The 22,462-nt window shown below is 62.3% G+C and carries 21 protein-coding genes; 4 read left to right on the forward strand and 17 right to left on the reverse strand.

Annotated elements, in window-relative coordinates; genetic code table 11:
* Positions 1–51: 51 nt before the first annotated feature.
* From FAZ30_RS12815 to FAZ30_RS12835, 5 genes are all read right to left on the reverse strand, one after another.
* Complete coding sequence (locus FAZ30_RS12815; protein WP_124644270.1) at positions 52–456, reverse strand: hypothetical protein; 405 nt, start codon at positions 454–456, stop codon at positions 52–54.
* A 184-nt stretch (positions 457–640) separates the two neighbouring features.
* Positions 641–1,195, reverse strand: coding sequence for a lipid IV(A) palmitoyltransferase PagP (pagP, locus tag FAZ30_RS12820; protein ID WP_124644269.1), 555 nt, complete (start codon positions 1,193–1,195; stop codon positions 641–643).
* 113 nt (positions 1,196–1,308) lie between these two features.
* Entirely contained in the window at positions 1,309–1,671 is a 363-nt protein-coding gene (locus FAZ30_RS12825; protein WP_124644268.1) for a hypothetical protein, read from the reverse strand.
* Between the two features lie 190 nt (positions 1,672–1,861).
* Complete coding sequence (locus tag FAZ30_RS12830; protein WP_124644267.1) at positions 1,862–2,791, reverse strand: CysB family HTH-type transcriptional regulator; 930 nt, start codon at positions 2,789–2,791, stop codon at positions 1,862–1,864.
* Between the two features lie 189 nt (positions 2,792–2,980).
* Positions 2,981–3,748 (reverse strand): DeoR/GlpR family DNA-binding transcription regulator, encoded by a 768-nt coding sequence (locus FAZ30_RS12835; protein WP_124644266.1) that lies wholly within the window; start codon positions 3,746–3,748, stop codon positions 2,981–2,983.
* A 217-nt stretch (positions 3,749–3,965) separates the two neighbouring features.
* Here FAZ30_RS12835 and FAZ30_RS12840 point away from each other — a divergent pair, with 217 nt between their 5' ends.
* The gene (locus FAZ30_RS12840; RefSeq protein WP_124644265.1) at positions 3,966–5,243 is read left to right on the forward strand and encodes a haloacid dehalogenase-like hydrolase; all 1,278 of its coding nucleotides are present in this window, start codon (positions 3,966–3,968) and stop codon (positions 5,241–5,243) included.
* Positions 5,244–5,259: 16 nt separating this feature from the next.
* Here FAZ30_RS12840 and FAZ30_RS12845 read toward each other — a convergent pair whose 3' ends face one another.
* The 3 genes from FAZ30_RS12845 to FAZ30_RS12855 all read right to left on the reverse strand — a co-directional run bounded on the left by FAZ30_RS12845 (position 5,260) and on the right by FAZ30_RS12855 (position 8,716).
* Positions 5,260–6,303 (reverse strand): substrate-binding domain-containing protein, encoded by a 1,044-nt coding sequence (locus FAZ30_RS12845; protein WP_199731033.1) that lies wholly within the window; start codon positions 6,301–6,303, stop codon positions 5,260–5,262.
* Between the two features lie 216 nt (positions 6,304–6,519).
* Positions 6,520–7,701 carry an acetyl-CoA C-acyltransferase family protein gene (locus tag FAZ30_RS12850; RefSeq protein ID WP_124644264.1) on the reverse strand — a complete coding sequence of 394 codons (1,182 nt, stop codon included), beginning with the start codon at positions 7,699–7,701 and terminating at the stop codon, positions 6,520–6,522.
* Positions 7,702–7,813: 112 nt separating this feature from the next.
* Positions 7,814–8,716, reverse strand: coding sequence for an AraC family transcriptional regulator (locus FAZ30_RS12855; RefSeq protein ID WP_124644263.1), 903 nt, complete (start codon positions 8,714–8,716; stop codon positions 7,814–7,816).
* Positions 8,717–8,984: 268 nt separating this feature from the next.
* Between FAZ30_RS12855 and FAZ30_RS12860 the strand changes: the two genes are divergently transcribed.
* Both FAZ30_RS12860 and FAZ30_RS20415 read left to right on the forward strand, forming a co-directional pair.
* Positions 8,985–9,677, forward strand: coding sequence for a type 1 glutamine amidotransferase domain-containing protein (locus FAZ30_RS12860; protein WP_137009550.1), 693 nt, complete (start codon positions 8,985–8,987; stop codon positions 9,675–9,677).
* Positions 9,678–9,748: 71 nt separating this feature from the next.
* A complete protein-coding gene (locus FAZ30_RS20415) occupies positions 9,749–10,039 on the forward strand; it encodes a putative quinol monooxygenase (RefSeq protein WP_168190840.1) in 291 nt (96 codons plus the stop codon).
* 82 nt (positions 10,040–10,121) lie between these two features.
* On the opposite strand, the gene FAZ30_RS12870 is transcribed toward FAZ30_RS20415, so the two are convergent.
* The 3 genes from FAZ30_RS12870 to gntR all read right to left on the reverse strand — a co-directional run bounded on the left by FAZ30_RS12870 (position 10,122) and on the right by gntR (position 13,277).
* Positions 10,122–11,429: an MFS transporter gene (locus tag FAZ30_RS12870; RefSeq protein WP_205676597.1), complete on the reverse strand. Its 1,308-nt coding sequence runs from the start codon at positions 11,427–11,429 to the stop codon at positions 10,122–10,124.
* A 28-nt stretch (positions 11,430–11,457) separates the two neighbouring features.
* Positions 11,458–11,967 (reverse strand): gluconokinase, encoded by a 510-nt coding sequence (locus FAZ30_RS12875; protein ID WP_137009552.1) that lies wholly within the window; start codon positions 11,965–11,967, stop codon positions 11,458–11,460.
* Between the two features lie 284 nt (positions 11,968–12,251).
* The gene (gntR, locus tag FAZ30_RS12880) at positions 12,252–13,277 is read right to left on the reverse strand and encodes an HTH-type transcriptional regulator GntR (RefSeq protein WP_137009553.1); all 1,026 of its coding nucleotides are present in this window, start codon (positions 13,275–13,277) and stop codon (positions 12,252–12,254) included.
* 156 nt (positions 13,278–13,433) lie between these two features.
* On the opposite strand from gntR, the gene FAZ30_RS12885 reads away from it, so the two are divergent.
* Positions 13,434–14,318 carry an endonuclease gene (locus FAZ30_RS12885; RefSeq protein WP_246043356.1) on the forward strand — a complete coding sequence of 295 codons (885 nt, stop codon included), beginning with the start codon at positions 13,434–13,436 and terminating at the stop codon, positions 14,316–14,318.
* 127 nt (positions 14,319–14,445) lie between these two features.
* Here FAZ30_RS12885 and FAZ30_RS12890 read toward each other — a convergent pair whose 3' ends face one another.
* From FAZ30_RS12890 to FAZ30_RS12915, 6 genes are all read right to left on the reverse strand, one after another.
* A complete protein-coding gene (locus FAZ30_RS12890; RefSeq protein ID WP_137009554.1) occupies positions 14,446–14,844 on the reverse strand; it encodes a hypothetical protein in 399 nt (132 codons plus the stop codon).
* Positions 14,845–15,073: 229 nt separating this feature from the next.
* Positions 15,074–16,066, reverse strand: a complete 993-nt coding sequence (locus tag FAZ30_RS12895; protein WP_124644257.1) for a C45 family autoproteolytic acyltransferase/hydrolase — start codon at positions 16,064–16,066, stop codon at positions 15,074–15,076.
* A 64-nt stretch (positions 16,067–16,130) separates the two neighbouring features.
* Positions 16,131–17,711, reverse strand: a complete 1,581-nt coding sequence (locus tag FAZ30_RS12900; protein WP_205676598.1) for a biotin carboxylase — start codon at positions 17,709–17,711, stop codon at positions 16,131–16,133.
* Entirely contained in the window at positions 17,708–18,649 is a 942-nt protein-coding gene (locus FAZ30_RS12905; protein ID WP_205676599.1) for a carbon-nitrogen hydrolase family protein, read from the reverse strand. Before FAZ30_RS12905 ends, FAZ30_RS12900 begins: the two co-directional genes overlap by 4 nt.
* A gap of 319 nt (positions 18,650–18,968) precedes the next feature.
* Positions 18,969–19,664: a response regulator gene (locus FAZ30_RS12910; RefSeq protein WP_137009555.1), complete on the reverse strand. Its 696-nt coding sequence runs from the start codon at positions 19,662–19,664 to the stop codon at positions 18,969–18,971.
* The gene (locus FAZ30_RS12915; protein ID WP_137009556.1) at positions 19,661–22,357 is read right to left on the reverse strand and encodes a DUF4118 domain-containing protein; all 2,697 of its coding nucleotides are present in this window, start codon (positions 22,355–22,357) and stop codon (positions 19,661–19,663) included. Before FAZ30_RS12915 ends, FAZ30_RS12910 begins: the two co-directional genes overlap by 4 nt.
* Positions 22,358–22,462: the final 105 nt, after the last annotated feature.

Consider the following 22,462-nt stretch of genomic DNA (forward strand, 5'->3'; position numbering starts at 1 on the left):
TAAACGAGACAAGGCCGGGCAATGCCCGGCCTTGTTACGTTTACAGGGAACTCACTCTGTCGGGTGCGGCGCGTCTTGCGGCGGCGCGGGCGGCACCAGCGGGCGCAGCGGTTTGGCCAGTAGCATGCCATCGTAGGGCTGGCAGACGGCGGGAATGCTGTCGCCATGCCAATACACGGTGGTTTTGGCGCCCACCTTTTTGCCAAGGCAGGCTTTTACTGCAGCCAGCGGTGCTTCGTGCGGCGGCGGGGGCGGCTGGTGGCCGTGTTCATCAGCGGCATGCGGATCGCGGCTAGCGCAGTGCTGGTGTTCGGCGGCCGAGGCATCATGGTGTTCGGCCTGGCAGTGATGAGGAGAGGCAGCATCGAACGGTGCGGATGACTCTGCAGCATGGCTGGTGCTGCTCAGCAGCAGGGCCAGGCTGGTGCTGGCAAACAGAAAGAGGGTGGGGCGCATGATGGGCCTGCATTCATGGTGAACAATGCGCTCACCTTAGTCAGGCCGGCACAGCGCGACAAGCCAGCTGCGGCCGGCTTTACACCGCTTTGAGTGAAGTGAAGCCAATTAGCCCCGTTTTACATGCTTTACATGCTGCGGCCGTGGCTGGCGGCCGCCTCATCACTGCCTGCGCTTCCCTGTGCTAGAAGTTGTAATGCGCAAAGGTGAACAGCACATTGCCATTGCCCTGGCCGCCGGGGATGTAGGTGCTGTTGATGGTGAACTTGCCATAGCTGATGCCGACCAGCGGCAGCACGCCGGGGAAGGGGAAGGAGTGCAGGGTGTCGGTACGCGAGGTGATGAAGGCGGTATAGCCGATTTCCGCCCGCCATTCGCCGGCGCGGGCAAAGGGGTGGGTGTAGGCGTAGCCGACGATGGGCTCTACTTTCTTGTGCGAGTCCAGAAAGGCCATGGCATACAGCGCATGCCAGTTGTCCTTGTCGTCACGCAGGCTGCGGCCCAGGCCAAAGCCCCAGGGGTTTTCGTTGAACTCGGCAATTTTCTCTTGGGTATAGGCCCAGCGCATGTGATAGGTGTTCAGCGGCAGGTAGGCATCCAGCGTGCCGTCATCCCAGACATGCTGTACTTCGTTGCGGGCAGACTCCCACAGCGATTCGGCGTGTGCCGGGGTGGACAGGCTACAGGACAGTACGGTGCCAAGGGCAAGTGCGGTGGTCAGGCGGGTGTGTGAAAGCATGTGATTCGGCTAGCAGCAGGGCGCACAGGGCGACATGGCGGTTTCAGAAATGGGAGGGAGTGGATATTACCTGTCCGATAGTACGGGTCAAGTCAGGACGGCAGACTGGCAGATCAAGCGAGAAGTTCCCGTGCCACGCGGTCAGCCGCGCGCATGTCGCTAGTGAGCCGCATCAGTCTGGCGGCTGCGCTGGGTGAATGGCCATGCAGCCGCAGGGCGGCCGCTTCCAGCAGGGCCAGCGCCTTCTGCCATTGGCCAAACTCCAGATACAGGCAGGCGCGTTCGTAAAGATTCATGCTGTCTTCGTTGCGCGGTGACGGCATGTTTGCCAGCTTGCCCTGCCATGCATCCAGCCGCTGGCGGCACAGGGTCTGCACCACCGGCAGAAACTGCGCGCACAGGCGGCTTTCGCTGGCGCTATCCAGTTCGGCAGGGGCCTGACGACGGGAGAGGAGGCGGACAATCAGCTGGCGCATGAAACAGGAATTCCTTGCCGGTGCTGCCGCCGGGTATTCGGCAGCTGTGGGCGGCAGAATACCCCGGCGGGCTGTCAACTTGCGGCAAGAAACATCAATTCCTGTAATGGCCCGTTGCGGGCGGCGACGGTAGCCGATGGCTTGTTGAGTACCCGGCGCGGTGGATCGGAAATCCTGTTCGTGGCCGGCCTTAGTCCTGCATGGCCGGGCTGAGCGCGCTGCGCACCGTGCTTTCATCCAGTGCCGCCGAGCACAGCTCGATAAAGCGGTAGGCATAGCTGCGCAGGTAGTGGCCACGGCGGATGGCAATGCGGGTGGTCTGCTGGCCGAACAGCGGTTCGCCGGCCACCACTTTTACCGCCTGGTCACGCACGGGGTCCACCGCCATCGACGCCACGATGCCTACCGCCAGCTCCAGCTCGACATAGGTCTTGATCACGTCGGCATCCAGCGCCGACATCACGATGTCCGGCACCAGCCCGGCGCGGGCAAAGGCCCGGTCGATCTGGGCGCGGCCGGTAAAGCCCTGGTGATAGGTGACGATGGGGTATTCCGCCAGCGTTTCCAGCGACAGCGTCTGCTGATGCAAGGGGTGGTGCGGCGGGGCGATCACGCTGTGATACCAGCCGTAGTAGGGAAAGGACACCAGTTCCGGCACTTCGGCCACGGCCTCGGTGGCGATGCCGATGTCAGCGTCACCCGATTGCAGCAGGCGTACCAGCTCTTCCGGGCTGGCCTGATGCAACACCAGATGCACCTTGGGGAAGGCCTTCTTGAAGGCGGTGACCACCTGCGGCAGTGCATAGCGCGCCTGGGTATGGGTGGTGGCAATGGTGAGCTGGCCTTCGTCACGCTGGCTGAATTGTTCGGCCAGCCGCTTGATGTTGCCGGCGTCCAGCAACATGCGTTCCACGATGGTGAGCAATTCCTTGCCCGGATCGGTCAGGCCGAGAAAACGCTTGCCCTTGCGCACGAACAGCTCCACGCCCAGTTCGTCTTCCAGGTCCTTGATGTGTTTGCTGACGCCGGATTGCGAGGTGTACAGCGCATTGGCCACTTCAGTCAGGTTGAAGTTCTGCCGCACGGTTTCACGGATGATGCGCAGTTGCTGGAAGTTCATGCCACGGCCCCCCTGCGGGACAGCGACAGAAGGGGCTGCGGCGGCGTGCTCGCGGCACGAAGGAAGAAACTGGCCATGACGCTATCCTGATTTATATAACTTAAAACAGGATATTTCTGTTTTTAATATAACAAAAATAACGTTTTCTTGTTTGCATATGCCATCTTGATCTCAGCGCGGCGCTGGCTGTCACACCAGCCAGACTTCTCCTGCCTGTGCTGTCAGCGCCTGGCAGGCCGGCATGTCGGCGGCCTTGCGGTTGCTGATCAGCAAATCGATATCGTTGGCCGCGCAGGTGCTGATGCGGCTGCTGATGCCCAGCTTGCTGAAATCGGCCAGCATGTATACCTGATCCGCCTGGGCGCACATGGCGCGCGCCACTTCCGCCTCGCGCGGGTCGTAATTGCTGGCGCCCATGGCGGTGCTGACGCCGACTGGCGACAACAGGGCGATGTCGGCGTGGTAACGGCCGATTTCCGCCACGGTGCTACCCCCCACCGTGGCCGGGGCGCGTTCGCCCAGCTCCCCGCCCAGCATGATGAGCTGATGGCCGCCGCCCTGCGCGGGCCGGCGTAGCGCGAGTGCCACGTCGAAGGCATTGGTGATGATGGTCAGGCCGCTGAGCGTGGCCAGTTCGCGCGCCAGCAGTGCGGTGGTGGTGCCGGCATCGATAAACAGGGTCTGCCCCTGGCGCAGCCGGCTGCAGGCGGCGCGGGCAATGTCCTGCTTGTAGCGCACCTGCTGCAGGGCGCGCTCGGCAATCGGTGCTTCCTCGCCGCTGCGGGCAATCACGCCACCGTGGATGCGGCGCAGCTCGCCCATGGCTTCCAGTGCCGCCACATCGCGGCGCACGGTTTCACGCGACACCTGCAAGGCACTGACCAGTTGCTCGGTGCTCAGGCGTTGTTGCGCGGACAGCAAGGCGCGGATGCGCTGGTAACGCTCCTGTTGCCACATGGGCTTCTCCTGCGGGAGTGCGGTGGAAGAAAGGCAGTGCACATTGCGAGAGAGGGCGGGGCGCTGTCAAGCCGTTTGCCACGGGAGTGGGCGGCGTCGCATTTCGGCATTTTGTGTACTTTTGTGGCAAAGTTGTAATATTGGGTGTTTATTATGCTGGGCATGCTGACGGGCAGACTGCCTGCCCGTCTACCCCTACACCGCCCCGGGAGAGACCATGCAGCGTCGCCAGTTCATCCATGCCCTTGCCGCCGTATCCGCCAGCAGCCCCCTGTTGCTGGCTTCCGCCACCGCCCGTGCCGCTAGCGGCAAAGTCACCGTACCGTTGCATAGTGCGCGCTGGTCGCCGCGCAATGCACAGCGGCTGCAATTGCTGCTGAGCCAGCATGGCAGTGCCAGCGCCAGCTATCGGGCAGATCGCAAGCCGTATGCGGTGTTCGACTGGGACAACACCTGCATCATGAACGACTGCGAAGAAGCGCTGCTGATGTACCAGATCAACCATCTGCAATACAAGCTGACGCCGGATGAGTTCGCCCGGGTGTTGTGGCGCGATGTGCCGGATGCCACCTTCATGGCCGACTACAAGACGGTGGACGGCAAGCCGGTGCGGATGGCAGATATCGCGGCGGACGTGGAGTCCGACTACCGCTGGCTGCATGCCAATTACCAGGGCCTGGCCGGCAGCCGCAGCCTGGAGGAAATCCAGGCCAGCGACCAGTTCAAGGATTTCCGCGCCAAGCTCTATTTCATGTATGACGCCATCTGCGACAGCTTCCCGCTGGAGATCGGCTACAAGTGGATCATCTATTTCTACAAGAACATGAGCCCGGCGGAATTGCAGGCGATGGCGCTGGCCTCCAACAAGGCCGCGCTGGGCGATGCCTTGCGCAAGGTGCGCTACGAAAGCCCGCACAGCTTGCCGGGCAAGGCTGGCGTGGTGGCCGATACCCATTTTCACGGCATCCGCGTGCACGAGGAAATCCGTGGCCTGATGCATACCCTGCGCGCCAACGGCATTGATGTGTATGTCAGCACCGCCTCCATCGACGATGTGGTGCGGGTATTTGCCGGTCATGAAGATTTTGGCTACGGCGTGCCGGCGGAAAATGTCATCGGCCTGCGGCTGGAGATGGCGGATGGCAAATACACCGACCGCTATCAGCCGGGCTGGCATTTCAACTGGGGGCCGGGCAAGACCGTGGGCATTCGCCAGCAGCTGCAGGCGAAAAAGGGTTATGGCCCTATCCTGGTCGCCGGTGACAGCGATGGCGATGCCTGGATGCTGCGTGACTTTGCCGATACTTCGGTGGGGCTGATTGTGAACCGCATGAAAAAAGGCGAGATCGGGGCCGACAGCAAGCTGGCTGCCGAGCAGCTGGGGCAGCCGCAGGCACGCTTCATTCTGCAGGGACGGGATGAAAGCACCGGCCTGATGTTGCCGGATGAGAAGTCGCTGAAATACGGCAAGAGCGAACGCAAGCTACTGGCCTGAGCCGCCGGCTGCCTGCTCAGCGGGGGAACCAGATGGCCCGGTAAGCCTGCTGGTAGGGCAGGCTGGCGTCGATATCCTGATTGCCCAGCTGTTGCAGCAAGTCGCGGGTCACCAGTATCGGCTTGCTGATATAGCCACTGGGCTTGGCACCGGCAAAGGCCCGGTTCATTTCATCCGCCAGCTGCCAGCCCTGTGCACCCAGCGGTTCGGCCACGGTTGCCAGTTGCTGTGACAGCCCGGCGCGGATGCGGTTGATGGCCTTGCTGGAGCCGTCGCCGGCTGACACATTGCGCACGTCGCCACGGCCGGCATGCAGCAAGGGGTAGTTCATCTCGTCGAAATAGACATCGTTGATGGCCAGGGTGTGGGTCCAGCGCCGGCCATGACGCTGGTTCAGCTCCTTCACCACGGCATCCATGCGCTGGTCGGCATGGTTGAGCGGCAGGTTTTGCACTTCCAGCATCTGGCAGCCGCTGCAGTGCTGGATCAGCTCTTGCATGAAGCGGGTTTTGGCGTTGGCAATGTCAAAGCGTTCGTCATTGAAAATCACCACGCCAGCCTTGCCACGACTGTCCTGGATGACATGCTCGGCGGCGCGGCGCGCCACGGCCAGCGGGTCGCTGCTGACATTGAAAAACAGCCCCGGCACCACGCCGGGCTGGGCGGCGGCATGCCAGCCCACCAGCACGATGCGGGCACGCTGCGCGGCGGCGACTTCGGCTGCCAGATCACTGGCCTGAAAACCTCCCAGAATGATGCCGTCGCTGCGCGAGGCCATCGCTTCGGCAAATCCCTTGCGCAGCAAAATAGTGCTGCCCTGCGCATCCAGCACCTGTATTTGCCAGCCCAGCAGCCGGGCGGCACTGGCAAAACCGCGATAACTGCCGCCTATGCCACCATTGCGCAAATCCTGGGCGATGAAGGTGACCTTGTGCACGCCACTCTGGCGGGCCGGGCCATCACGCGGGCCATCCCAGCTCAGCGCCTGCGGCGGGGCCGCTTGTGCCAGCCCCAGTCCCAACGCAAGCAGCAACAGCAAGCCAAGTGTTTTCATCGCCATGGCAACTTTCTGGCGGCAGGGCCAGTGATGTGGGTTGGAACAGGGAAGGGTGGACGGCCGTGGCTACCCGGTCAGCTCAGGCTGATCTCCTGTCATTTTATACGGTAATCCGGTATTGACAGCTTTTATGTTGATCGCATTTGTGCCAGAGCAGACAGCCGGCAATGCAAAACCGCCCGGCAAGCGGGCGGTGTGCGGGCGGCGAAAAGCGCTGATTTACAGCCGTTCGAAAATCACCGCAATACCCTGGCCACCGCCGATACACATGGTGGCGATGGCATAGCGGCCCTTGATGCGCTGCAGTTCGTACAGCGCCTTGGTGGCGATCACGCCGCCGCTGGCACCCACCGGATGCCCCAGCGCAATGGCCCCGCCATTGGGGTTGGTCTTGTCGGCAGGCAGGCCCAGTGCCTTGCTCACCGCCAGCGACTGGGCGGCAAAGGCTTCGTTGGATTCGATCACGTCGATCTGGTCCAGGCTAAGCCCGGCACGCTGCAGTGCTGCCTGGGTGGCCGGAATCGGGCCTTCGCCCATGATGTGATTGGGCACGCCACACACGGCATAAGACACGATACGGGCCAGCGGCTGCTGGCCGGCGGCTGCGGCGGCATCGGCTGCAGCCAGCACCAGGAAGGCTGCGCCGTCATTGATGCCGGAAGCGTTGCCGGCGGTGACCGAGCCATCTTTCTTGAAGGCAGGTTTCATCTTGGCCAGCGCATCCAGCGTGGTGGCGCGCGGATGTTCATCGGTATCGAATACCACTTCGCCCTTGCGGGTCTGGGTGACGATGGGGACGATCTGCGAAACGAAACGGCCATCCGCGATGGCTGCGGCGGCACGCTGCTGCGAGGCAAGGGCGAAGGCATCCTGCTCTTCGCGCGTCAGCTGCCATTTGTCGACCAGGTTTTCCGCCGTGATGCCCATGTGGCCGACGCCGAAGGGGTCGGTCAGTGCGGCGGTCATCATGTCGATGGCGGTGGCATTGCCCATGCGCGCACCGCTGCGCAGTTGCGGCAGCAGATAGCCGCCGCGCGACATGACTTCCACCCCGCCGCCGATGGCGTAATCACAGTCGCCCAGCATGATGGCCTGGGCGCTGGATACCACGGCTTGCAGGCCGGAGCCGCACAGGCGGTTTACCGCCATGGCCACCGATTCCATCGGCAGACCGGCGGCGATGGAGGCCAGCCGTGCTACATAGGCGTAACGGGCTTCGGTGGGAATGCAATTGCCCACGGTGACATGGTGGATGTGTTCGGCAGCCACGCCGGAGCGGGCAATGGCTTCCTTCATGACCAGGCCGCCCAGTTCGGCCGGCTCCAGGTGGCTGAGTGCGCCGCCAAAGGTGCCAATGGCGGAGCGTACCGCGCTCAGTACCACGATCTCGCGTTGTTTCATCTTCTGTTTCTCCCGTTTTGTGCTGCTTGTGCAGTGCATCAAATGTGCCTGCCAACGATACCAGCGTCACCGGGGCTTTGCCAGCCATGCGGCGTGGCCGGCCCCAGCCAGCCTAGCCGTCCGTTGCCATGGCCAGGCGCTGGATTTCCTCACGTGGCGGCAGGCCGAACAGGCGCTTGAACTCGCGGCTGAACTGCGAAGGGCTGGCATAGCCCACGGCATAAGCGGCCTGGCTGATATTGTGGCCATCCTGCAGCAATAAATGGCGTGCCTGATGCAGGCGGGTGTTTTTCAGATACTGGATGGGGGCATAGCCGGTGACGGCCTTGAAGCTTTCATGAAAGGCGCTGCTGCTCATACCGGCCAGTTCGGCCAGCAGGGCCACGCTGAGCGGCAAGGCGTAATGGCGGTGGATGTGTTCGATGCTGCGTTGTATCTGGCGCAGCCGCCCATGGCGGGCAAACAAGGCCCGCAGGGTTTGTCCGGCATCGGCCAGCAGGATGCGGTAGAGGATTTCCCGCACGATGCCCGGCCCCAGCACCCGGCTTTCCTGCTCCTGCTGCAGGCTGTGCAACAAGCGCCGCGCTGCGTCCTGCAGCGCTGGCGTCATGGGACAAAGCAGCATGCCCTGTGGTTTGCCGCTGGTTTTGTGCTGGGGCGGGTCATCCATCAGCCGCAGTAGCTGGTCTACCAGGCTGGGGTCGATGCGGATGACCAGTGCCAGCAGGTGTTCGTCTTGCTGCAGGCTGGTATCGCATTCGAACTGCATGGGGGTGGCGACCACCAGGCAATGCCCGGGATCGACACTCAGCACCTGCTCACCCAGATAGCCGCGCTGGCAGCCCTGAGCCACGATCACCACGCTGGCTTCATGCAATACCGGAGTGGGGGGGCTGTTACTGTCCTGGCGCAGCAGGCTGACGCCATCCAGCCGGCTGGGGTGCCAGCCTGCTTGCGCTGCCTGTTGCAATATATGGGTGGCCAGATCGATTGCCTTGTTCGCAGTCATCATCATTCCCCTTATCTCGGCCAACACGATAGCGGCGCTGCCGGGCAGCCTGCTGCCTGCCCAACTGCCTGTTTTGGTGAGATGCTGTTTGCACGCGGTGCTAAGCGGCAAAATGCATAGGAATAGGCAAGGCTGGCGGAGTTTGCGCACTTGTCCAGCCTTGCGTGATCTCCTACTCTGCCTGAGTGCTACTTTTCATTTACTACAGTTTAAATTGTTTACTAAGTCAATAGCGGTGCGCAGGGCAGGTGGCAAGCCGGCAAAGGACGCAGTCATGAAAAAGATCTTGATGGTGGTAAGCAGTTTTGAAAAATACCCGCAAAGCGCCAGGGCCTGTGGGCTATGGCTGGGGGAGGCCGTCCATTTTGTCAGTCGGGTAGAGGCTGCGCGCTATACCGTGGACATCGTCAGTCCGCGTGGTGGTTACACGCCGATAGATCCGCTCAGCCTGGCATTGGCCGACGAGCTGGATTGGGAGTGGTATCAGAACAAGAGCTTCATGAACCGGCTGGGCAGCACGCTGCAGCCCGCCGCGGTGCGTCCGCAAGACTATGCCGCCATTTATTTCGCCGGCGGCCATGGTGCGGTGTGGGATTTTCCGGACAATGCCGCGCTGCAAGCCATAGCCCGCGAGATCTACCAGCAGGGTGGCGTGGTGTGTGCGGTTTGTCACGGCGTGGCCGGCTTGCTGAATATCCGGCTGGACGATGGCAGCCTGCTGGTTGAAGGCAAGCAGATGAGCTGTTTTTCCAATACCGAGGAACGGCTATCCGGGCTGGCCGGGCAGCTGCCTTTTCTGCCGGAAAACGAGCTGGTCAAACGGGGTGCCCGCTATCACAAGGCACCAGAACCATGGGACCCGTTCGCGCTGGTGGACCAGCGTGTGATCAGCGGTCAGAACCCGGCCTCCACCGCACGGGTGGCCGAATTACTGCTGGAGGCATTGCGCACACACTCATGGCCGTGACTGCACGGCCGGATCACAGCGTAAGATACGCCTGTTCCGGCCCGAGGCCGCAGTCAGCACAAGGAATCGTCATGAGTGTATTCATCTTTGCCACCTTGCAATGCAAGCCGGAGTGTACTGCCGCGGTGGGTGCCGCCATGCGCGACATGCAGCAAGCCAGCCGGCAGGAGGCTGGCTGCCAGCAATACCAGGTATTGCAGCCGGCGGATCAGCCCGATGTGCTGCATGTGTTCGAGGCTTATCAGGATATGGCGGCGGTCGAGGCGCATCGGGCCGCCGCGCATTATCTGGCTTACCGCGAGTGGGTGGCGGACAAGCTGGCCGCACCGGTTGAGGTAAAACTGCTGCAGCCCTTGGACTGATACCCCCTTTTATCGCGAAAGGCTTCTGTCGAAACAAGGCCCGCTGCTCGCGGGCCTTGTCATTGCTGTTGCGACTGCTTCCTCAGCGACTGGCGCGTGCTGCCGGCGGTTCTGCAATGGCTTCGATACGTCCCAGCAGGAAGACAAAGGCCAGCATGCCGATGATCAGCATCACCCCGGCGACCAGAAAGGCATTGGTAAAGGAGTGGGTGCTGCCCACGATATAGCCGGTGACGATGGGGGCTACCGCACCCATCATATTGTTGGCGAAGTTCATGATGCCGCCCACCGTGCCGGTGCCGCCATGCGGTGCAATCAGCGAGGGCAGCGACCAGCCCACCGGTGCGGCAGCCGCCAGCCCGCTGAGCGCGATGGTGATCCAGATGATGGCGATGACCGGGTCGCTGGTGGTGGTGGCACCGAAAACCGCCAGCCCCAGCAGCATGCCGCCCAGCAACACGCCTTTGCGCACGCGGGTTTCATCGTGGCCACGGGCAATCAGGTGGTCGATCAGCCAGCCGCCTACCAGCAGGTCCGACAGGGTGGCGAATATCCACGGAATGGCGGCATAGCTGGCCGATTTCAGAATGCTCATATGCATGGTCTGCACCAGATAGCCGGGCAGCCAGGTGAGAAACAGATAGAACACATAGCCATAGGCGGCAAAGCCGATGGACAGCCCCCATACCTTGCGTTGCCGCAACAGGTAAGCCAGCATGGCCAGCGATCCGCTCTGGCCCACTCCTTCCGCTGTGGCTCCCCCCTCCACGATATGGCGGTATTCGGCGGCCGACAGCTTGCTGTCCTGGCTAGGGTCGCGATAGATCAGGGTAAAGGCGATGAAGTAAGCCACGCTGAGTAGTGCGGTCAGGCCAAAACCCCAGCGCCAGCCCAGATGCACCACGGTCAGCGCCACCAGTGGCACGCCAATCACATTGGAAAACTTGGCCGCAGCATCGAAAACTGCCGTCGCCATGGCGCGCTCACGGCGCGGAAACCAGTAGCCGGTGGCCTTGGCGCTGACCGGAAAGCCTGGTGCCTCGGCCACACCCAGCAGGGCACGCGCCACGAAAATACCGCCAAAGCCGCCGGCACAGGCGGTCAGGGTGGAGGCCACCCCCCACAGCAATGCCCCCCAGCGGCCCACCCGGGTCACGCCAAACCGGTCCAGAATCATGCCGGTCGGAATCTGCAGTAGCGCATAGGTCCAGAAAAAGGCACTGAACAGCAGGCCCAGATCACTGTTGGACAGGTGAAATTCCTGTTGCAGCTGCGGTGCGGCCACCGACAGGCTGATGCGGTCGAAATAATTGACCAGTACGCCAATGCCCAGCAGGCCGCCTATGCGCCAGCGACGTTGCGGCATGGCCATGGTGTGTTGTGTTGTCACCTGAATTCTCCTTGGTAGGGATGTGTTGTTATTGGTCTTGCACCAGCTGTTGCAGCAGCTGCTGTAACAGGCTGTCCACTGGCTGGCTGACATCACAGCGGATAAAGCTTTCATCGCCAGCGGGTTCTTCCAGATCGCGGAACTGGCTGTCCAGCAGGGTGCCGGGCATGAAATGGGCGCTGCGGGCGGCCATGCGTTCGGCAATCAGTGCTTTGCTGCCAGCAAGATGCACAAACAGCAGCTCCGGATCGCCCCGGCGCAGCGTATCGCGGTAGCGACGCTTGAGTGCCGAGCAAGCCAGCACCATGGCTTCGCCCTGGGCCACCCCGCTGGCCAGCCGCTGTGCCAGCAGGTCCAGCCAGCTGGCCCGGTCGGCATCGGTCAGCGGGATGCCGGCCGACATGCGCGCAATATTCTGCGCCGGGTGATAGCTGTCGCCTTCGATGTAGCTGGCATGGAGCGCATTGGCCAGAGCCAGGCCCAGGCTGCTTTTGCCACAGCCGGCCACCCCCATGACCACGATATTGGGAATTTTCATGTTAGCGCTAACATATTGCGGTGAAAGAAAACCGCCGAAGCGGTGAGTGCGAAATGTTAGCGCTAACAAATTTGCGACGGCAATGTCTTTTCATGCTGCATGGCAGCAGAACATGGCCGCTTTGCCAGCGCATGCGTTGCCGGTCAGCGCACGGCTGGCGCGTCACGCAATTGGCTGTTGCTGAAAGCGTATGTGAATCAAGGGTTTGGTTTGCTGGCGTGGATGGTCTGGGGCGGTTTGCCAGCGGGGGCGCTACTGTGGGCAAGCCACCACAGCAGCTGTGCTCAGGTACTGCCGCGCTGTTGTAGCTGGAAGCCCAGATCCAGGCAGCGGCTGCCAGTATCGTCGTGCTGTCCCTGCAGCTGTTGCAGCAGCAGACGGGCAGCGGCTTCGCCGATGGCAAAGCGTGGGGTGGCGATGGTGCTCAGTGCCGGGGTGGTCCAGGCTGCGGCCTGCAAATCGTTGAAGCCGCCAATGGCCAGTTGTGCGGGAACAGCAATGCCGCGCTGCTGGCAACGGGCAATGGCACCGATGGCCAGGTCGTCATTGCAGCAGAATACGGCGTCGCAGTCGGGATGGGCGGCCAGCAGCTGATCGAGCATGTCCGCGCCCAACTGCATGCTGGACGGTGCCGGGTTCAGCCATTCCAGCGCCGGATCATGGCAGCCGGCAGCTGACAGTTCCAGCCGGTAGCCTTGCAGCCGCTTCAGCACCCGCTCGTCCAGCTGGGCAGCCAGATAGGCGATGCGCCGTCTGCCGCGTTGCAGCAGATGGCGGGTCATGGCGGCACCGGCTGCTTCCTGCGACAGCCCGACACAGGGCCTGCCATCGTCACTCAGATCCATCATGTACACCGCTGGTAACTGGCGTTCCTCGACAATGCGGCTGAATGCTTCGGCCTGCTGCAGCCCGGTGACCAGCAAACCGTCCGGGCTGTGTTGCAGATAGGCGCGCAGCAGCGCCAGCTCTTCGCTGTCGCTGTAATGGGTATTGCCGATCAGCATCTGGTAGCCGGCCGGCTGCAGCACCGATTCGATGCCGGCCAGCGCGTCGATGAATACGGTATTGCTCAGCGAGGGGATCAGCACCAGTACGGTGTGCGAGCGGGCTGATGCCAGCTGGCGGGCCGAGCGGTTGGGTACATAGCCCAGTTGTTCGACCACCTGCAGGATTTTTTCACGCAGGGCCGGTGTGACCCGCTCTGGCGAGTGCAAGGCGCGGGAAACGGTAATGGCGCTGACGCCGGCAGCCAGACCGACATCATGCATGGTGACGCCGGTGCCGGAACGAAGGCGCGGTTTTCTCGACATGCTCTACCTGCTGTGAAAGCCGGGCGACGCTGCCCGGTGGCGGAATTGTAACGCAGTCAGGCCCGCCCACGCTGTTTGCCGCTTGCTCTGCCCTGTTTGAAAATGCGGCGGCGGCGGTTATAGTGCCCCTCCCCAAAGTACAGGAGTCGACCCGGCGTGATCGCACGCGGTGGTGGCACGGTAGAAATGCAAAAACTGTTTTATGGCTTGTTGCTGCTGGCATTGTGCGGCTGCGACCGGGACGGTGGCGTCAAGCTGCCGCGTGAGGTGAAGGCGCTGGCCCAGTTGGGCGAAACCGTGATGCGGCAGCTGGAGGGTGCCAGTGGCCAGGCGGCAGGGCCGGTGGGTGGGCAACAGGGCAAGGTGGTGCTGTCTGCGCTGGTGCGGGGTGACAAGGCGGTGGGCCATCGCGATTTTAACGGGGCCAAGCGTGTGCTGCCCAAGGTGTTTGCCGGCATGCAGGAGGATTTTTATTGCGGCTGTGCTTACGAGGGCAAGGCGGTGGACTGGTTGTCCTGCGGTTATGTGCCGCGCAAGAACCCGGAACGCGCCCGTCGCATCGAGTGGGAACACGTGGTGCCGGCCTGGGTGCTGGGCCACCAGCGCCAGTGTTGGCAGCAGGGCGGCCGCAAGAATTGCTCGAGCAATGATGAGGTTTACCGGCTGGCGGAAGGTGACCTGAACAATCTGGTGCCGGCAGTGGGCGAGGTGAATGCCGATCGCAGCAATCTGTCCTATGGTGCCTGGGCCAAACAACCGACCCGCATCTACGGCCAGTGCGGCACCGTAGTCGATTTTGCCGGCAAGCGGGTTCAGCCGCGTGAAGAGGTGCGTGGGCGTGCGGCCCGCATCACCTTGTACATGCATCAGCGTTACGGGCTGAACATGAGCCGGCAGGACCGACAGCTGATGTGTGCCTGGGCCAGGCAATATCCGGTGGATGGCTGGGAGACACGGCGCAATGCCCGCATCGTCAGCCTGCAGGGCGAGGGTAACTTCCTGGTCAGCCAGCCGGCGCGGCTGGCTGATGTCTGCGGCTAAGACTCGCTAACGATAGCCGCCCTGCTGCTGGGGTGCGCCTCCTTGCCGTACGACTTGTCGTGTCGGCGTCGGCACGCCCTGGCCGGGGGCATCTGCGAGATTGTTTGCAGCTTTAGTCCTGTGCTACTCAGGCAGCGGGGCTGTTCTTGCGCCGGCTGCGCGCGGGTTTGGCGGCGACGGCTTCGCTGGCGGCCGGCTGTTCTGCCTCTGGTGCGGCGATCTCGGCGGCCGGTTTGTCTGTACTGGCTGCGGCCGGGGTGCTGCTGTCATCCACACGCAGGTCGGGGGCGATTTCGGTGAGCAGTTGTTCCAGCAGTTTGCTGCGGGCGGCAATATGGTGATCGAAGCGCCAGTCTTTCAGCAGATCCAATGCCACTTCGAAATAGCGCATATCGATCTGGTATAGCGTACCCAAGTCAAAGGGCCGGCCCATTTCCAGTGCGGCGGCCAGGTCCTTCAATACCTGGACTTGCTCATGATCCTTGTTTTCTTCGATAAAACGGCGGATTTTCTTGGCGGCGTTCATGATGGCATTCCTCGGTGTCACAGCGCTGACTTAATCATGTCAAGTAACAACAGCTGAACTTAAGTGTTGTAAAAACCGGGGTACAGTCTGCCACAGGCTTTGTTTGAAAATGATGACCAATTTATGACAGTGAGCGAAATTGTCATCTGCGCTCAGCGTAAAGAATGCCAGCGGGGTGTGCGCAGCCGCCCAGACCAGCCGGGCGGCTTGTGGACTGGCTACCGAGTGACTAGCCGCCGTGATTGGCGTCGAAGCGCATGTTCAGTACGCCTTCCTGCACATCCAGGCAGTACTGTGACCAGCGCATGTCTGGCCACAGCAGTTCGGCGGTCAGGGTTTGCGGATGGTAGGCCGCGGTGTAGAGCGTGCCATAACCACGGCCATAGGCGGTCTGGAACAGTGGCGGCCGCAGCAGGGTACGCAGTACGTCATCGGCGCTTTCCGCCTTGCGCACGCCCTGGCTCAGCATCCATTCCCGCTCTTCCGACAAGGTGGCACGGGCATGGGCCTGCCATTCCACCCCGTGTTGATGGTTGGCTACTGCGGTGCGGCTGACTACTTCGGTGGGCCGGTCCGGGGCGACGAATACCGTTGCCCAGTGGCTGTGCTTGTCCAGCAGGCTGATGTTGTAGGTCATGTGCACCGGCAGGCGCTGCAGGATGGCCACGGCTTCTGCGGTGGTGCTGGCGGTTTCCAGCAGATAGCGCATCACCAGCGGAATACCGAAGCCCTCGCCAACGGCGGTGCGGCCACCAAAGGACAGCGAGGCCGCCAGCCCGTCCTCGTTGATGCCATCCAGCGCACCCCACAGGCAGTCGCTCATTGCCAGCACCTGGCGGCCCAGCCAGCGTGTGGACAACCAGCTGCCTTCCAGCAGGGCCGGAGCGTAGTCGTAATTGCGTGCCAGCAAGGGGCCTGCTACGCCGTAGGGATCGATCCATACCGCTTGCGAGCAGCCGGAAATATACGATGGCGGACACCATTGCGACAGAAAACGCGCTTCCAGATCGCCGCCACCGGCCAGTTCGCATAGTTGTTGATACAGCCCGGCCAGCTCGGGCATGTGCTGGCGCAGCGCCCGCCGGCCAGCCAGATACGAGGGCCGGGCACGATGGCCATCGCGCAAAAACCATTGCTGATAAGCCGGCCAGCGCAGCTGAAACAGCCCTTGCCAGCGCGCTCCCGGCGTGTCTTCCCGGATTGCTTCGAATGTACAGCGCATGTGTCTCACTAGGTTGATGGCCGCCACCCTCTTGCCGACGGCGGCCAGGGTGGCGCTGAGCGGATTATAGGATCTTGAAGGCACCAGGGGCGGGGACTTGCTCTTCGTGCACGGCCATGATGGGCTTGGCGGCATAGTATTTCTTGATGCCGGTGATCCAGTTTCGTGCGCGCTCGTTGAGGGCGAAGTCGTCTGTCATGGAGCGGCCACGGGTGATCAGGATGCCCAGGTCGGCACCTTCATAACGGTAGTCACCCGGCCCGCTGATGCGCAGGAAGAAAGCCTCGTTTTCCGATTCGATGTCCTGACGCTTGTAGTCGAAGCGGTGGTAGGACACCGAGCCATCGTCTGCCATGCGATAGATGCCGGTGGCTGGAGCATGGGTGATGATGTCCACATTGTTGGCCGTATGCTTGATCACCAGCTGGCTCCAGCTGTCGATGAAGGCCGGATTGGCCCAGCGCGCGTTGAGTTCCTCCACGTCCAGTTCGAACTCGATGCCGGAAAATTCCAGCAGATGGAACAGGAAGAGCGGGACATCGGCATAGGCGAAGGCGGCGTGGTTGGTCATCGGGCTGGCACCGCAGATACGCGGATTCAGTTCGCCCAGATAGACCTCGTCGGTGTCCTTGTCGATGAGGAAGTCCAGGTCAAAGTAGCCGCGATAGCCCTCGGCCATCAGTTGGTTACCGAAGCGGTAAGCCATGTCGCGTGCCTTGGCACGGACTTCCTCGCTGAAGGCACCGGGGAAGATTTCATTGCCGCACCAGCCGCCGCGATAGGGGGTCAGTTCTGCCTCGCCGACGACCTCGGTCAGCAAGGGGCCGACCAGCGTGCCGCTGCGGGTGGCACAGGCTTCCAGCGTGGCGCCCCGGCAGTTGATGCGCTTCATGATCTTGACTTCCGGGTCCTGGATGATTTCCTCGGCATGCCGGTCGAAGTCGCTTTCGCTGGAGATGAAGAAGGTGGTATGGCCGGAATCGCCAAAGGCAGTCTGCACCACCAGCTGTTCGCCCAGACCATGTGCTGCGGCAATCTCACGCAGATGGGCATAGCTGTCCACCTTGCACAGGGCATTGGGGACCGATGGCACACCGGCCTTGTTGCCGATGCGCACGGTTTCCATCTTGTTGTCACAGCGTTCACGCAAGGCGGCGCTGGGGAACCACACTTCAATGCCCAGCTCCTCGCACAGCCGTTCGGTTTCGGCATCGAACATCAGAAACACCGCCACCGGGCGGCCGCCGGCGCGCTCGACGTAATCCACCACATCCTTGTGCTGCAGCAGATAGTTGTTGATGTCCTCGATGGACTGGAATTCTTCATGCGGGAGTTGCGGCGGCACGAAGACATTGGGATGGCGGCCGTCGAAGCAGTCGATGTAGTTGATGTATTTGAAGCGGTTGACCCACTGGTCTATGCCCAGCAGGTTGAAGTTGGTGGCGCTGATGAAGTAGATCGGCCGTTCATTGCGGTGAAACAGCAGACGCAGATCGGAAATATTGCTGACTTTTTGCATGGGGTGCTCTCCCTGAGCGGCTCGCGGTGGGGGTTTCGGTGTCTGCTGCTGAGCTGCTTGCAGCCAGGCCAGCAGCCATTGGCGGCAGTAGCGCAGCCAGCCTGATACCAGGGTGTGATCTTTCATTCCTGGCTCTGGCTGGCGGCCAGTGCGTCGCTGTCGGCCTTGATTTCCGCCATCGGGCCGCCCGGGCCGGACAATTCACCCTGATGGTGGTCTTCCGGTTTGGTCAGTGGGCCCAGCTGGTATAGATAGCTGTCCAGGCCGCTGTCGCGCTGGTACACCGGGAAGTCGCAGCGCCGGTCGCGGAAGCTCTTGAGCGGCTGGCCCAGGCCACGCAGGCCGCGTTCGCGTTCACGTCTGACCTTGTCGAAGTCGATTTCCACCGGGATGATTTCCGGGCCATTGCCCGCCTGATGCAGCACGTAGCCGGCAGGATCCACCAGGATGGAGCGGCCGACACCGCCATCACCCACCCCGTTGATGTCGAGGAAATACACCTGGTTGGTGACGGCGGAGGCACGGGCGATGGCCAGTTCCACCTCGCGGTCTATGGTGTCGGTCATGGTGGGGTGCAGGATCACCTCTGCGCCCATGGCGGCCAGCGTGCGGGTGGTTTCCGGGAACCACATGTCGTAGCAGATGGAGATGCCGATACGCCCGGCATCGGGCACGTCGAACACCACGAACTGGTCGCCGGCGGTAATGCCTTTTTCGTAGGGCAGGAAGGGAAACAGCTTGCTGAAGCGGGCGATGACCTCGCCTTGCGGATTGATCACCGGGCTGGTGTTGAAAACATGGCCATTGCGCAGTTCGAACAAGGAACCCGGAATCAGCCAGATGCCGTGCTGGGCCGCGATCTCGCACAGCCGCTGCTCGGCATCGCCCGGCATGGCCTCCGCTTTCAGCGGGCTGGGGCCGTAAGCGGCCAGCTCGGAAAACAGCACCATGTCGACCCAGGGAAAGCGGTGTTTGACATGGGCGACGTAATGCCCCATGCGCGTGATGTTTTCTTCGAAGGCGGAAACCGACATCTGGATGCCGGCAATGGCGAAGCGTTTCAAGGTCTCTCCCGTATGGATGCACGCGCTGCCGTGTGGCCAGGCGTGAAGCACAGGCCAGGCGTGCTGATGCAGCGCTTGGCGATGTTGGTGGGAGAGCAGTCTACAAATGTGGGAAGGCGGCCAGAAATAGCCGATTTCTGATTCACTAGCCGGGAAATGGACTATCCATTTGGCTGGAAATTTCCAGGCTATGCCGGATGGGAGAGTGGGGTCGTCGTAAAATGCATTTTGCGGCGCGCAGCCTTGGTTTTGGCGTGCTGTCTGCCGGTCATGTGCGGTGGCCGCAGCCGCCCGCAGGGCGGATCATCCGCCTGCGGCTTCAGCTTTCCAGCAGGCGGTAGCCGACGCCGGTTTCGGTCAGGATGTGCTGCGGCATGGCCGGATTGTCTTCCAGTTTTTGCCGTAGATGACCCATGTAGACGCGCAGGTACTGGTTGTGTTCGGAGAAGGATGGCCCCCATACCGCCAGCAGCAGCTCGCGGTGGGTGATGACCTTGCCGGCATTGCGGATCAGCGTGGTCAGCAGGCGATATTCGATGGGCGTGAGGTGCACCATGGCTTCGCCCTTGTGCACGGTGCGCGCCACCAGATCAACCTTGATATCGCCAAAGGCAAAAGTCTGGGCCGGGGCTGCGCTGCCATTGCCACGCCGCCGCAGCAATACGCGGATGCGCGCCATGCATTCGGCCACGCCAAAGGGCTTGGTCAGGTAGTCGTCGGCGCCGGCGTCCAGGGCCAGCACTTTTTCGGCTTCCTGGGTGCGGGCAGACAGCACCAGGATGGGCAGGTCGGTCCATTCGCGCAGTTGACGGATGACATCGATGCCGTTCATGTCCGGCAGGCCCAGGTCCAGTATCACCATGTCCGGTTTGCGGGTGGCCACTTCGATCAGGCCCTGCTTGCCGTTTTCCGCCTGGTGCACCACCCAGTTGTCGCCATCCAGCGCCGAGGCCAGAAAGCGGCGGATCGGTTTTTCGTCCTCGATGACCACCAGTTTGACTGGGTTGTCGCTCATGGTTTGATCTCCTCTTCGCCGGGCAGGGCCGGCATGGCGCGCACCGGCAGGGTGAAGCTGAAAGCTGCACCATGTGGCCGGAGATTGGCCGCCTGGATGGTGCCGCCGTGGGCTTCGACAATGCTGCGACAGATGGCCAGCCCCAGTCCCACGCCCGGCGTGGTGGATTCGCTGTTGCCACGGCTGAATTTGTCGAACAGTTTTTGTTCCTGGCCAGGTGGTAGGCCCGGCCCGTCGTCCTGCACGCAAACACGCATTGTAGCGCCCTCACAGCTGGCACTGAGCGTGATATGACTGCCGGGCAGAGTATATTTGGCGGCATTTTCCAGCAAGTTCACCAATACCCGTTCGATCAGCACCGCGTCGTATTCCAGTACCGGCAGCCCGCTGGGCAGTTCGATCTGTAGTTGGTGCTGCTGCAGGCTGCGCTGGCAGGCGCGCACCGCGCTGCCCACCACGTCGTCCAGCAGCTGCCATTCCCGGTTCAGCTGTACGCCGGACTGCAGCTTGGCCATGTCCAGCAGATTGGTGACCAGATGGTTCATGCGCAGCGATTCTTCCTGGATCGACTGGGCGATGTCGGCCTGCTTGGCGGCATCGACCTGGCCAGTGGCCAGGATGCTGGACAAGCCCACCAGGGTGGTGAGCGGGGTGCGCAGATCGTGCGAAATCACCGCCAGCACGCTATTGCGCAGGCGTTCGGACTCCATGGCGACGATGGCATCCTGGGCCACTTCGACATAATGCACGCGCTCCAGCGCCAGGGCGATCTGGGCGGCGCAGGTTTCCAGCAGGCGTTGCTGTTCGGGCAGGAAAACCTGATCGAGCTGCTCGGGCAGTACGGCCAGCACGCCGCGATTGCGCATGGGTGCTTTCAGCGGCAGATACAGCATGGTATTGGCCGGCAGGGTCTGGGTGCCGAGGCCGGCAGGCTGCTGCTTGTCATACACCCACTGCGCCACGCCCGGATCGGCCTGGGCATGGCTGTCGTTTTCAGCGCGCAGTTCTTCGTTGCTATTGGGGGTGAACAGCACGATGCTGGCATTGAATAGTGGCTGAAGGCGGCTGACTGCAGTATCGATGATCTGGTTGGCCGTCAGCGCACCGGCCAGCTCGCGCCCCAGATCATACAGGGCTCGGGTGCGGCGCTCGCGATAGGTGGCAATGGTGGCCTCGAAGCGCAGCCGTGCGGCCAGCTGGCTGATGATGAGGGCGACGGCAAACATCACGGCAAAGGTCAGCAGGTATTGGGTATCCGATACCGAAAACGACATGCGCGGCGGCACGAAAAAGAAATCGAAGGTGGCCACCGCCAGCAAGGACGCCAGTACCCCGGGGCCACGGCCAAAGCGCACGGCCACCAGCACCACCCCCAGCAGATACACCATCACCACATTGGATGGTTCGAAATACGGCGTGAGCAGGCTGGCGAGGCCGGTGGTCAGCAAGCAGGCCAGCAGGGCTGCCAGATAGCCGTGACGCTGTTGCTGGCGGCTGGCCTCGCCAAACAGCAGGCTGTTGAAGCCGTCGCGTGTCTGTGGCTGTTCATCTTCCAGTTCGTGGGCCACCACATAGACATCGACATCATTGGCCTGTAACGACAGCTGCTCCAGCAATGGCCGTCGCCACAGTCGTTGCAGCTTGCTGCCGGCGGATTTGCCCACCACCAGCTTGGACACATTGCGGCTGCGGGCATAGGCCAGCAGGGTGGCGGCCAGATCGCTGCCACCCAGCACAGTGGTTTCCGCGCCCAGCTCCTGCGCCAGCTTCAGGCCTTTCATGATGCGGCTGCGCTTGGTTTCCGACAGGCCTTGCAGTTCGGGTGTTTCCACGAAGACGGCAATCCAGTCGGCATCCAGGCTGGCGGCCAGCCGTTTGCCGCTGCGCACCAGCTTTTCGGTACCGGGACCATGCCCGACGCAGATCAGCAGCCGTTCGCGGGCATGCCACACCGGCTTGATCGACTGGTCGGCGCGGTAGGCGCGCATTTGCGCATCCACGCGGTCGGCGGTGCGGCGCAAGGCCAGTTCGCGCAAGGCCAGCAGATTGCCCTTGCGGAAGAAGTTTTTCACCGCACGCTCGGCCTGATGGGCCATATACACCTTGCCGGCAGCCAGGCGGGCCAGCAGCTCGTCCGGTGGCAGGTCGACCAGCGATACTTCTTCTGCCTGATCAAAGACGTGATCGGGCAGGGTTTCGCGCACCACGATGCCGGTGATCTGGCCCACCACATCATTGAGACTTTCCAGGTGCTGCACATTCAGCGTGGTATAGACATCGATGCCGGCGGCCAGCAGTTCTTCCACGTCCTGCCAGCGCTTGCTGTGGCGCGAACCGGGGACATTGGAGTGGGCGAATTCATCCATCAGGATCAGTTGCGGCTGGCGTGCCAGCGCGCTGTCCAGATCAAACTCGGCCAGGCTGCGGCCCTTGTATGCGATCTGGGTGGGTGGCAGTACTTTCAGCTCTTGCAGCTGGGCTTCGGTTTCCTTGCGGCCATGGGTTTCCACCACGCCCACCAGCACCTTGCAGCCTTCTTGCTGGCGCACGCGGGCGGCGCTGAGCATGGCATAGGTCTTGCCTACGCCGGCACAGGCACCAAAGAAAATTTTCAGGCGGCCGCGCTGTGCAGCCAGTTCTCCCTGCTTCAGTTCATCCAGCAGGGCATCGGGGTCCGGGCGGATATCCGTCATGTTCAGTCCGTCTATGGCGGTACAGCATCATGCCCTGCCGGTGAAGGGCAGGGCGTCAGGGCGTCATGGGGGGCGCATCCGGCCGGGGCCGGATGCGCAGATCAA

This window comes from Aquitalea aquatilis, assembly GCF_005155025.1.
Taxonomy (GTDB): domain Bacteria; phylum Pseudomonadota; class Gammaproteobacteria; order Burkholderiales; family Chromobacteriaceae; genus Aquitalea; species Aquitalea aquatilis.